Annotated in this window: 10 protein-coding genes; 5 read left to right on the top strand and 5 right to left on the bottom strand. The window is 39.7% G+C overall.

Going from position 1 to position 11,680, the window contains the following annotated elements:
• Positions 1-39 precede the first annotated feature (39 nt).
• The 4 genes from PQ578_RS04625 (at position 40) to PQ578_RS04610 (ending at position 5,644) form a co-directional block, all read left to right on the top strand.
• Positions 40-2,124, top strand: coding sequence for an LXG domain-containing protein (locus tag PQ578_RS04625; RefSeq protein WP_273832401.1), 2,085 nt, complete (start codon positions 40-42; stop codon positions 2,122-2,124).
• 33 nt (positions 2,125-2,157) lie between these two features.
• The gene (locus PQ578_RS04620; RefSeq protein WP_273832400.1) at positions 2,158-2,667 is read left to right on the top strand and encodes a membrane lipoprotein lipid attachment site-containing protein; all 510 of its coding nucleotides are present in this window, start codon (positions 2,158-2,160) and stop codon (positions 2,665-2,667) included.
• 193 nt (positions 2,668-2,860) lie between these two features.
• Positions 2,861-4,252, top strand: coding sequence for a vWA domain-containing protein (locus PQ578_RS04615; protein WP_273832399.1), 1,392 nt, complete (start codon positions 2,861-2,863; stop codon positions 4,250-4,252).
• Positions 4,253-4,438: 186 nt separating this feature from the next.
• Positions 4,439-5,644 (top strand): aminotransferase-like domain-containing protein, encoded by a 1,206-nt coding sequence (locus PQ578_RS04610; RefSeq protein ID WP_273832398.1) that lies wholly within the window; start codon positions 4,439-4,441, stop codon positions 5,642-5,644.
• 113 nt (positions 5,645-5,757) lie between these two features.
• On the opposite strand, the gene rpsN is transcribed toward PQ578_RS04610, so the two are convergent.
• The 3 genes from rpsN to PQ578_RS04595 are packed head-to-tail and all read right to left on the bottom strand — an operon-like array spanning position 5,758 to position 8,396.
• The gene (rpsN, locus tag PQ578_RS04605) at positions 5,758-6,027 is read right to left on the bottom strand and encodes a 30S ribosomal protein S14 (protein WP_165997464.1); all 270 of its coding nucleotides are present in this window, start codon (positions 6,025-6,027) and stop codon (positions 5,758-5,760) included.
• Between the two features lie 15 nt (positions 6,028-6,042).
• Positions 6,043-7,218, bottom strand: coding sequence for a GTP-binding protein (locus PQ578_RS04600; RefSeq protein WP_273832397.1), 1,176 nt, complete (start codon positions 7,216-7,218; stop codon positions 6,043-6,045).
• A 26-nt stretch (positions 7,219-7,244) separates the two neighbouring features.
• Positions 7,245-8,396 (bottom strand): FAD/NAD(P)-binding protein, encoded by a 1,152-nt coding sequence (locus PQ578_RS04595; RefSeq protein WP_273832396.1) that lies wholly within the window; start codon positions 8,394-8,396, stop codon positions 7,245-7,247.
• A 234-nt stretch (positions 8,397-8,630) separates the two neighbouring features.
• Here PQ578_RS04595 and PQ578_RS04590 point away from each other — a divergent pair, with 234 nt between their 5' ends.
• The gene (locus tag PQ578_RS04590; protein WP_273832395.1) at positions 8,631-9,632 is read left to right on the top strand and encodes a metal ABC transporter solute-binding protein, Zn/Mn family; all 1,002 of its coding nucleotides are present in this window, start codon (positions 8,631-8,633) and stop codon (positions 9,630-9,632) included.
• A 68-nt stretch (positions 9,633-9,700) separates the two neighbouring features.
• On the opposite strand, the gene PQ578_RS04585 is transcribed toward PQ578_RS04590, so the two are convergent.
• Both PQ578_RS04585 and PQ578_RS04580 read right to left on the bottom strand, forming a co-directional pair.
• On the bottom strand, positions 9,701-10,951 hold the full coding sequence (locus PQ578_RS04585; RefSeq protein ID WP_273832394.1) for a VWA domain-containing protein: 1,251 nt from the start codon (positions 10,949-10,951) through the stop codon (positions 9,701-9,703).
• A 124-nt stretch (positions 10,952-11,075) separates the two neighbouring features.
• Complete coding sequence (locus PQ578_RS04580) at positions 11,076-11,570, bottom strand: lactoylglutathione lyase family protein (protein WP_273832392.1); 495 nt, start codon at positions 11,568-11,570, stop codon at positions 11,076-11,078.
• Between the last annotated feature and the right edge of the window lie 110 nt (positions 11,571-11,680).

The raw sequence follows: 11,680 nt of genomic DNA, 5'->3' as shown, positions 1-11,680 counted from the left end.
TACATAATTGACAATTGTATAGGGAGGGGCTGTAAATCAGTGAAGCTGTTACATACACAATCCTTGCGCAACGCCATTGAAGAAAACACAAAACAACTGAACACCCAAATGGAGCAATTTCAAAACCTCGAAAATAGTATTCAAGATTTTATTAGTCTAGAGAATGCCTTTGATGGTAAGGGCGGAAAAGCTCTTCGGCTTTTCTATCAAGACTGGCATGTTCCACTCGTTGAATTCTTCCAACTCTCATTAAAGCAATACGAGCAAAAACTTTATGATTTAAAGCAAGCAACGGTTGCACTTGAGCCTGCAAAAGACGGAGTGATTTGTGAAGATTTTCTCGACGGGAACTTAACGAACGGTTTAAAAAATACAGAAACCAACACAATTAGTTTGGTAGATGATGTGAATGCTAGTCTTTCAACTGTGAGTGATATTGTCTCCATTCCAAAGCTAAGTGATCAGGACTTTCTAAACCAGATTCAACATGCTAGAAATGAAATTGATGAAACCATTCACGATTTGCAACAATTTGACCATCGTCAAACATCATATCTAGATGAAATGAAGCAAGACATACAACAAATCATTCAATACATTGACGAAATGAAAGGCTTAATGATCGGTGGTAAGATAAACATCTCAACCTATCAATCCGGACAGTTAGATCACCTTCTGCAGTACAAACAGCTCAAAGTTTCACTAGAGCAGAAGCAGTTACAAGAGATGTTATCAATGTTTGGAAGTTATTTGACGACTTTCTGGAATATATTTGGTAGAACTTTCATCTCAAGCTCTCCTACTTATTCTTACGAGCTACTAAAAGGATATGAACGAGACTTTGCTGGTCTTACTGAGCTTAGTGGTTCAGATCATCCTAATGCTCAAGAATTTGTCGATGGTACCCACCAGGTGGCCAAAGGAAAAGAAATGGATTTATCGATGTTAGATGAGATGGATGGCGTTGCAATTGAGACATTCAATTTGCGCGGCGTTCCTATGAATTATGCCATTATTAATGATCGTCTCGTTATTTTTAGAAATGAACCAGACCTGTGGTACTACACGCAGAACACAGAGTACGGCTTAACGGAAGAAATTTTCGGTCAGATCGGCAAAACCACAGCCAGTGCCTTTGGTGAATACTTTATTGGAAAAGGCGCGAGTAAAATTCCTGGCGCTTCTGCATTAAATAACAAAATGGGGAACATGCCAGACATTCCTGGTACGGGGGCTAATTCAGGAGATCTACTAAAAGAACAGGCTTCGGAATCCATTCAGAAGCAAATTCCTTTTTGGAAAGAAATTGTTTCGGCAGAAGTACCAAAGTCCGGTACGAAGCAGGTTCTTGTCTATATTGGAGGAGACGGCGAGAATTGGGATCGCCGTGCCATGATTACAATGAACCCTGATGGCGTCGTTTCAATTGATGATTGGTATGTTGGTGAACTTAGTGAAACCGTGAAGAAAGACAAAGCAGAAAAAACCTTTAGCGATATGTGGAACTGGGCAACTGACACCGTTGATGAAAACAATAGTACCGAGATAACCGAGACGCAAAAGGAAGCGATAGACAAATACGGGTTATCAGAAGGTCAGGAGTTAACGCCAGGTGGTGGATATGATCTTAATCATATTCAGAATGATGAAGGCTTAACTATTCATACGACGACCATTAACGAGCAGCCGATTAATTACACCGTGGTTGGAGGAGACCTCGTGATTATCCCTGACAATCCAGATCTCTATTTTTCTCAAACCACTATCGATCATAATGCATTAACTCAGAACATGGGAGATTACGCAAAAAAGATCGCAGAAAGTGCCGGTAATCGAGCCATAGGTGAGGCTGTCGGCCGCATCCCTGGAGCCGACAACATTGATGGCTGGCTACAAGGAAAAGCTGAGGTTCCTTTGACTGGAAAAACTGCAGGCGACTTAATCACAAGCACTTCTTCAAAAACACTTCAATCAAACATTCCGGGGTGGGAGAAAATCGTCAATGCGCCAGTCCCTTCTAGTGGGGAAAAGCAAGTGCTCCTTCAAATTAGTGAAGACGGAAAAGCAATTACAGGTACAAAGCTTTTCTATTTAAAAAAGGATGGAACAGTAGAACTACGATAATATTAAATCAATTTAAATCAGGAGAATTTACTTATGAAAAAAATCTTTTTCTTACTACTTACACTTTTTATCGTAGGCGGTTGTAATGCGAATGGGCAATCTGCTGAAGATGAGTTCAATGAATACAATAACGAAGATCGCATTGCCCTTTTTGAGAAGTCCGAAAAAATCTCAGATATGGGCGCAAAGCTGATTGAAAAGTATTCAGAGCCCAAAAAAGCTCAAACATACGTGGATGATGAAATCCTTCCTTTGCTAAAGGATGTAAAATCCCAGGCTGAAAATGTTAATCAAAAGCTTGAAACGAATGAAGTTCAGGAGCTTCATCAACTGTTTCTTGATCAGGTTACAACGTTAACAGACATGTTCGAGCTACAGTCTGACATGCTTGAGCTTCAAGTTCCTCCTGTTAGTGAAGAAGATCAACAAAAAACAGAAGAACTATATCCAGAGCTCCAACAATTATCTAATGAGGTTGATGAGATAGGCCAGAACTATAGTGAAAAACGGAAAGAACTTGAAGAAAAATATGAAAGTTCATAAGTGATCGCCTTAAGCGGTCACTTATACATAGATGATTAATTAATGACATTTTTTTCGAATCCTAGCATCCTTTCTTCAGCAATAAGCATGTCCTTCCTCTTAAGCACAACAATCTACTTGTTCAATCCAGAGGAAGCGAACATCCTTCTAAAATCGTAGTTAAACCATTTCATACGGAATAAGGAGAAAACAAATGAAGTACCGAACGTTTTTTATTTGCACACTTATCTTTATCTTAACTGCCTGTAGCTCGAATAATGAAGCTACTCAGAAGCAGTCTTCTGCTCCTAAGAAAGAAAACAGTGATTCGCATAACAAACAGCAGATAATCAATGAAGAGATTACACCTTCCGTTTCGTTGGATTCTCTAAAAAAAATGAGTGGTGGAACACTTACAAATGATTTGAGCTACGAAGAAGATAGTGGTGAACTTGAAACAAATCCTGAGTTACCTGGTTCAATATCTGCAAAACTACCAGACTCCTTAGAAAAACTATCAAAAGAGGCCAAGGATACAAACGATTATCAAAAGGGTTTTCTGACGCTTCTTTCAAGTCCAAACTATCCCACTGCCATAGACAAAGCACAGAAATATGAATCTCCCTTCGAAGAACCATATCTTCCAGATCCGACTGTTCAGAAAAAGGAAGAAAATCAGGCAGCTCCTAATAAAGCGATTATTTTACTAGACGCAAGCTCCAGCATGCTGTTAGAAAGCAATGGTGAAAAGAAAATGACTACTGCTAAAAATGCTGTGAAAAGCTTTGCTCAAACGATTGGAAAGGATAGTGACGTTTCGCTCGTCGTTTACGGACATAAAGGCTCTGAATCGGATGCAGATAAGCAAATTTCCTGTACGGGGATTGAAGAAGTCTATCCGATGGGAACCTATGATAAATCTGAATTTCAGGAATCCGTGAATGCATTTGAAAGTAAAGGCTGGACACCTTTAGCTGCTGCCATTGAAAAAGCAGATAAAATGAGCAGATCCTACGACTCAGCGACGACGATTTATATTGTCAGTGATGGAGCTGAAACATGCGATGGTGACCCGGTAGCTGCCAGTGAGAAGTTAAGTGCCAATGGCAACACTGTTAATATCATCGGATTTGATGTTGATGCAGAAGCGGAAAACCAGTTAAAAGAAGTGGCTGATGCAGGAAACGGAGAATACTTTCAAGCAGATAGTCCAGATGACTTAAAGCAAACGATTGAATACGAATGGCTCCCGTCAATGAGTGACCTCGCTTGGGCTCATACGATGGCTCCGAACGGATGGGAAATATCTGATGAATACAAGAAAGGAGAACAAGCGCCAAGAGAAATGTTTCACATTTCAAAGCGTGAAGCCTTCCGAATCGATGAATCGATCAAAATAATGGAAGAGAATAAATGGATCACAGAACAACAAGCAACCGAGTTGAAAGATTGGAATACTGAGAGAAGAAACGCCTTCTATGAACTCTATCAACAGCTTGGAGAAGCAAACCGCGACAAAGTAAATACACATGCAGAACAGATTCGAAAGGATATTCAGACTTGGGTTAAAAAGATGGAAAAATTGAAGGAAGAGAGCGGGAATTGATTGGTAAAAGCATCTGCTACGTTGGCAGATGCTTTTTTGTTATTTTAAATCGATCGTAACAGCAGAGATAAGCTCAAACTCCTTCATGTTATAATCTTTTTAATCAATCCAGCCTAGTCATTCACCGCATTAAAATGCTATAATAACAATATTTTAAATATTAAATCAAAGGAAGGCGTTTTAGTCATGAGGTACGGGTTTGCTAAAAGAGTGCAGCATCTTCAATCATCAGCGGTAAGAGATATATTAAAAATCACGAATAAAGGAGATGTTATTTCATTTGCAGGGGGATTACCAGATGACGAACTATTCCCTGTAGAAGCCGTACAAAATGCATTCACAAAGACATTTGAATCTGGTGGAAAAGCATTTCAATACGACGCCACAGAGGGATATGCCCCGCTTCGTGAAGTGCTTGTCGATCGTATGGGTAAGAAAGGAATCACTTCAATGGTAGATGACATTATGCTTACTACCGGCTCTCAACAAGCAATCGATTTATTTGCACGGGTCATGTTCAACCCCGGTGACATCGTTCTTACTGAAAATCCTACATATCTAGCAGCTGTTCAGGTGTTTCAGTCCTATGAAGTAAAGATTATTCCGGTTGAAACAGATGAGCATGGGATGGTCCCTGAGGATCTAGATTATAAAATGAAAAAGCACAAGCCAAAGTGTGTGTACGTTGTCCCTACCTTCTCCAATCCAATGGGAAAAGTATGGTCGTTACAAAGACGACAGCATCTATTAGAAACGGCCATTCGAAAGAAAGTTATCATTTTTGAAGATGATCCTTATGGTGAGATCAAATTTGATAGCAACCAAACGTACACACCAATCTCGGCATTAGACGATGGTTCGCACACCGTCTATACGAGCACCTTTTCGAAAACGGTGGTGCCTGCGTTACGAACAGGATGGATCAAAGGCCCTCATCAAATCATTCGCATCATGGCGCAGGCAAAGCAAGCAGCCGATTTGCATTCGAACTCTCTAGCTCACCACGCCCTTTACCATCTTTGCACCGACTTTGATTTGAACGGTCATATACAAAACTTAAGACGCACCTATTATGAGCGCATGAAAGTCATGCAGCGTTTGCTTGATCAAGCAGAGCTAACTGGTCTTTCCTATACGGTTCCTAAGGGTGGGATGTTCTTTTGGGTAGAATTACCGGAAGAAATTGATACAACCCTTTTACTAAATACAGCTGTAAATAGAGGCGCCGCCTACGTTCCTGGTGCACCTTTTTATGTAGCAGATGCAAAGCAAAATACAATGCGATTGAATTTCACACATTCAACTAAGGATAAAATTGAGAAAGGGATGGAGATTTTGGTTGAGGTGTTTCAAGAGGCAGCTGAACTGGATTTAGAAAAGATTCATCAGTAGGTATTCTATCTTTTTTGACATTATCTTTTGTTAGCTTTGTTTAAACGGAAGTGACCTCCTAATCATAAGAGGTCACTTGTTTTCCACTTGAATTTTACACCCATTTCACTTTTTTACCAGCTAGATTTTTTCACGCCAGGGATTTGTCCTTTATGAGCATACTCACGAAACGCAATCCTGGACATCTTGAACTTTCTTAAATATGCTCTCGGTCTCCCTGTTACTTCACAACGATTTGTAAGGCGAGTTGGTGAAGAATCACGAGGCAGCTTACGCAATGCTTCATAATCTCCTTTTTCTTTTAACTCTTTTCGAATCTGAGCGTATTGCTGAACGAGCTTCTGACGTTTCTTTTCTTTAGCTACTTTTGATTTTTTAGCCATCTAACTCTTCCTCTCTTAGTGGTATTTTGGTAAATGGTCAGAGAATGTCGACCAATCTTCCTCCATCTCATAATCAGTCAATAGACAACGATCAAGCGACAGTTCAATTTGCTCCTGGTCCAAATGAAGACCAATCATCACAAGTTCCGTCATGCGATCGCCGTGAAGATCATCCCAGCGTTCTAGTAGTTCAGGAGTTTCATCAATCGCCTGCCTTTGCTCTTCAATCGAGTAGGTTGCAGCCCAGTTCCCAGCCGCTTCAATACTGAGGGATGGACCTGCTTGAGACAATAATCCTGTGACATCGTTTCGTGAAGCAAGCCAGAAGAATCCTTTTGCACGGACAATTTCGTCTGGCCATTGTTCAAGCCAAGATAGCCATCTTCCAGGATGAAAAGGCTGCTTCCTCCGATAGACAAAAGAAGATATACCGTATTCTTCAGTTTCGGGTATATGTTCGTTATTAAGTTCTTTGATCCATCCAGCACTCTGACTTGCAGCTTCAAAGTTGAATAACTTTGTGTTGAGCACTTGATCAAGAGAAAGGTTGGCATGAGTGGTTGGTACAATAATGGCATCAGGGTTAAGTGTACTTAAGACGGACACTAGTTTCCCTATCGTTGTTTTATCCATTAAATCTGTTTTATTAAGCAATAGAACATTTGCAAATTCAATTTGATCAATTAATAAATCCACCACTTCACGCTCGTCACCCTCTGACGCTTCTTCCTCACGATCTAATAAGGAGTCTCCTGATTTATAGTCATGCCAGAATCGATTACCATCAACGACGGTAACCATTGTATCTAACCTGCACAAGCGACTAAGGTCAATGCCTAACGCTTCGTCCATATATGTAAAGGTTTGAGCCACAGGAACCGGTTCCGAAATGCCTGTTGATTCAATAACTAGATAATCAATCTCCCCTCTTTCCATCAATTTTTTAACTTCAATCATCAAATCTTCCCTTAACGTGCAGCAAATACATCCATTATGAAGTTCCACCAACTTTTCATCAGTTCTAGCAAAACCACTTTTAATTAGTTCTGCATCAATATTAATTTCACTCATATCGTTGACGATCACAGCAATCCGACGTTTCTCTCTATTTGCTAGAATATGATTTAGTAACGTCGTTTTACCAGATCCCAAATATCCACTTAACACTGTCACTGGGACTATATTGGTCATACCTTCCATCCTCCAAATCAAAATTATTACGATTTAAAACGTGTGCTTTTCATAATTCGTTCTGTCGCTTTCCTCGCTCCAATAATATTGCGTGAAGCTGGACCAATCTCAAGCTCCGCAAGAGGCCCCATAACAAATAGGTGTGGGCACCATTCCAGGCTTTCTTCCACAATTGGATAACCGCAATTAGCACACGTAAGTTCTTCTTTAGCGATTAATTGAAGAAGCCAACGTTGATTTGTTAACGCTCGTTCAAACCCTGTAGCAAAGAGCACCGTTGCTGGTCGATAAACTGTTGATTCTTTTGTCATTAATTCATTGGATTCACTAGAAACAGTTTGGATTTCATTTTGAACAATTGATAATTTCCCTTGTTTTTTTAAGTGATGCAATCGACTGTAAAGTTCAGAAGGAATGGAGCCACGATGTCTTGCTTGATGAATCATCTTTCTTCTAACATCATAGTTCTTAACCTGAGAATAAGCGTCCAAATATTTAGGCCCAAGCCACCCAGGATCGCTGTCAAAGTTATGTACACGAAATGGATGACGAGACATTAATGTGACTTCCCCAGGAAACCGACGAGACAGACCAATAGCTGTATGGACTGCCGTAATTCCTCCTCCAACGATCAAAAAAGGTGGCTTTATATTATCCATGTTTAGTTCAGCATCAAATATGTGATACCCATTATTCAATTCAGTTGCCCATGGCGGATAGTGCAGTTCATTATTACCAATCGCGATAACACTATTTCTTGTATAATAAATGCGGTGATCTTCCGTTTCAATTTCCCAAAATGGTCCTTGTTTCTTCATTTGCTTCACCTTCGCTTGACACCAACTACCTTGTAAGCAAGCTTCTTTAAAAACGGAGGTTGCATGTTGATTAAAGAGACCTAATGAGGGGCGATCATAGTAACCGTAAAAAGGGTTGTCATAATTCATCTTTTTTGCATATTTGTCTAAACTGAAAGGAGATACATCAATGTGGTGAACAGAAGGAGATCGAAGAAACGGCATCTGTATGCGCTTGGTTCTCTCTTTCCACCTTTCAAGAGGTCCGAAATGAGGATCAATGATTAAAATCTCCTCTTTTTTGACTTTTCCGCTTTTTAAAAGGGACGTCGCGATCGTACAACCGTGAATACCTCCACCTATAATAATCCATTCATACATATAACCACCCCACAAATCGTAACTATTACGATTTGTATTGTATACTAGATAAATTTATAATGCAATCGATCATTCCAAATTGATTTTGTATGAAAGAAAAGAAAGGGATTTGCTTCATTTTACCCCCTATCCATTCGACTCTAAATACCTTAACACAAAACGTAATGATATTGATTTACAAATCGAAATCATTACGATAATATTAATAATAGAATTTTACGAGGGGGAAATAGTTTGAATTTAGATTGCGGGAAAATTTTATTATGTTTGATGACTGTCTTGGTATTAGCTGCGTGTGGGGGAAAAGAAACGAGTACAACTGCTTCTAATGAAACTAGTGAAGAAAAGAAACTAAGTATTTATACAACGTTATTTCCAATTGAAGATTTCACAAGGAAAATAGGTGGGGAACATGTGGAAGTTGTCTCGATTTTACCACCTGGATCGGATGCACACACTTACGAACCAACGACACAAACGATGATAAAGATTGCAAAAGCCGATGCCTTTATCTATAACGGGTTAGGAATGGAAAGCTATGCTGAAGCTATTGCCGATTCGGTGGGTGATGTAGAGATTGTTGAAGCTTCATCAGGAATTAAAACCTTAGAACATAGTGAAGAAAATAATGAAGAACATGCAGAGCATTCAGAAGAAGAACATGAACACGAAGAGCACTCTGAAGAGGAACATTCGGATGAGCATCACCACGGTGATGAAGATCCTCACGTATGGCTTGACCCTAATAAAGCGATAGAAATGGCGGAAAACATTAAAGAAACATTAATTAAACTTCATCCAGATGCAAAAGAGGATTTCGAAGCCAACTTTCAAAAAGTTAAAAACGATTTAACGACACTGGATAAAGAATTTGCTAGTTTAGTTGATTCCAAAGATCATCCTGAAATGATTGTTTCTCATGCTGCTTACGGGTACTGGGAAAACCGTTATGGCATTCATCAAATTGCGATTTCAGGGCTTTCTCCGTCAAATGAGCCATCTCAAAAAGCGCTTGAAGAAATTATTCATACGGCTAAGGAGAAAGAGTTGGATTATGTATTGTTCGAACAAAACGTCACGCCTAAGGTGGCTAAAAGCCTCCAATCCGAAATTGGAGCAAAAGCGCTTCGTCTTCACAATTTATCTGTTCTTACTGAGGAAGATATTAATAACAAAGAAGATTACTTTAGCTTAATGCGTCGAAATCTTGACACGCTCGATCAAGCATTAAAGTAAAATCACGAAAAAAATCCTCTTCCTTAAATAAAGCCCTACCATTATCTAATGATAGGGCTTTACTTGTATTAACTTCTTACCATCCCTCTCCTTTTCACTTCCTGTAACCAGGATGGATACTCATTAAATAGCCGATTGTATAAGTCCTCATCACTCACCTTATCTAAATCATCAAACGGGAAGAAATCGGCGTTATCTACAACTCTACCAGGCAAGTCATCTAGTTTCTGTAAGATCCCATAGTTCGCTTTCCCAATCCCAATAAATTGCCAGAAAATATTATGATTAGAGGCTTTCTTTAGGAGCAAGGAAATTTCAGCATCCTTGTAAATCCCCCCATCACTAAAAAACAGCACATAAGTAGGCATATCCTCTCTCGGCTCTTCTTTTGTATATTTCTTCATAATGTCTTTTATCACAGCAGGTTCGTTGTTACCAACGCCTAATCCACGGAAGAACTTTGGTGCAGGATATGTACGCTTTACATAATCTTCAAAGTCATTTTCTGTCACACTTGCGGCTCTCATCGAACGATCTCCAAAAAACCAGACGTCAAGTACGCCATCATCATCCATATGGGCAGCAACAGCTAGCGCTCGTTCGAATGCTCGCTGAACGGTTCCTTTTGAGAAAAGGTTCGTCATCGATCCAGAAGCATCGATCACAACAGCCACTCTTGCTTTCTCATGTTCAATGTTTTTCTTTTGTAAGGAAATCACAACTTGCTTCTTCAGTAGATCGATTTTCGTTAAATTGATTTTAGGAGGCTCCTGCTTGACCTCTACTTCAGCCTCTTCCTCATCCTCTACCGTAACCCCATGCGCTTCAGCGAGTGGCTTTAGCCCTCCGTTAAATCCTCTCCCTACTCCCCGCAACTTAAATGTTCCATTATAACGATATAACTCCGCAACGACTAGTGCTTTCTCTTCTTTAGCGTCCGTTACATCATAGCGAATTTCTGTTGCTTCAGATGAAGCGACTAACGTGCAGCCCTCAACGTCTTGAAACGTACTCGCCCCATCAATCGTGGCAGTAAAGACGCATTTTTCGATTTGAGATGGAAGTTCGTCTAACTTTATCTGAAATGAAACCGACTTATCATTTAATTGGTGAAACTGAACAGCACGTGAAGGATCAGCGGATTGATTATAGAAAACCATGTAATCATCATTCGGAACTTTTCCATTCTCTTCTACTAAAAAACACGTGATGTCCACATCGTGTAACGAACGAAGCCATTTCATTTTCACCTCAACCCGGCCTTCTTGTGCTATTGGAGCATTGCCTCCCGTTTGGAGTGCAAGTGATTGTAAAGCCATCGAATTCCTCCCTATAATTGGTTTATGGTCCAATTATAGCAAGAAAATACAGCTAAAAAATCTAAATATTATTCAAAAAAAGAACCAAGAGAATAAGTCTCTTGATTCTTCTTCGCTCTATTTATTAGTATGCACCATCAGAATAAGTCAGCTCATAGCTATGAGAGTAGATCTCGAAAATATTGCCAAATGGATCTTCTACATAGACCATGCGATATGGTTTTTCGCCAGGATAGTACTCACGGATTGGCATACGCTGTTTCCCACCGTGCTGAACGATTTTTTCAACCATGCCTTCAACATCAGGATCCTGAATGCAGAAATGGAAAATCCCTGTCTTCCAGTATTCGAAGTTGTTTTCCGGCTTTTCATTTTGTGGAAATTCAAACATTTCAACACCAATTTTATCTCCTGTTGAGAGATGAGCAATTCGAAACGTTTCCCAATCATCTCCAAATACGTCACGGCACATTTGACCGATTGCTGAATCGTCATTTTGCACATCAGACGGCTCCATCAAGATATACCATCCGAATACTTCTTTATAAAATTTAATCGCCTCTTCAAGGTTTGGGACAGATAGTCCGATATGAGAAAAACTTCGTGGATATGGTAACATAGTTTTGTACTCCTCCTTAGTGATGATCATGATTATGTTCTGACAACACACGTTTATTATACTGAGAACAAAAAAATCATGTAAGACCGCACTTTTTTGTACGATACTAA

This window comes from Guptibacillus sedimenti (assembly GCF_028610665.1).
GTDB classification, from domain to species: domain Bacteria; phylum Bacillota; class Bacilli; order Bacillales; family Guptibacillaceae; genus Guptibacillus; species Guptibacillus sedimenti.
The sequence above is the reverse complement of the archived record's forward strand: the minus strand, read 5'-3'. Positions and strand labels throughout refer to the sequence as shown.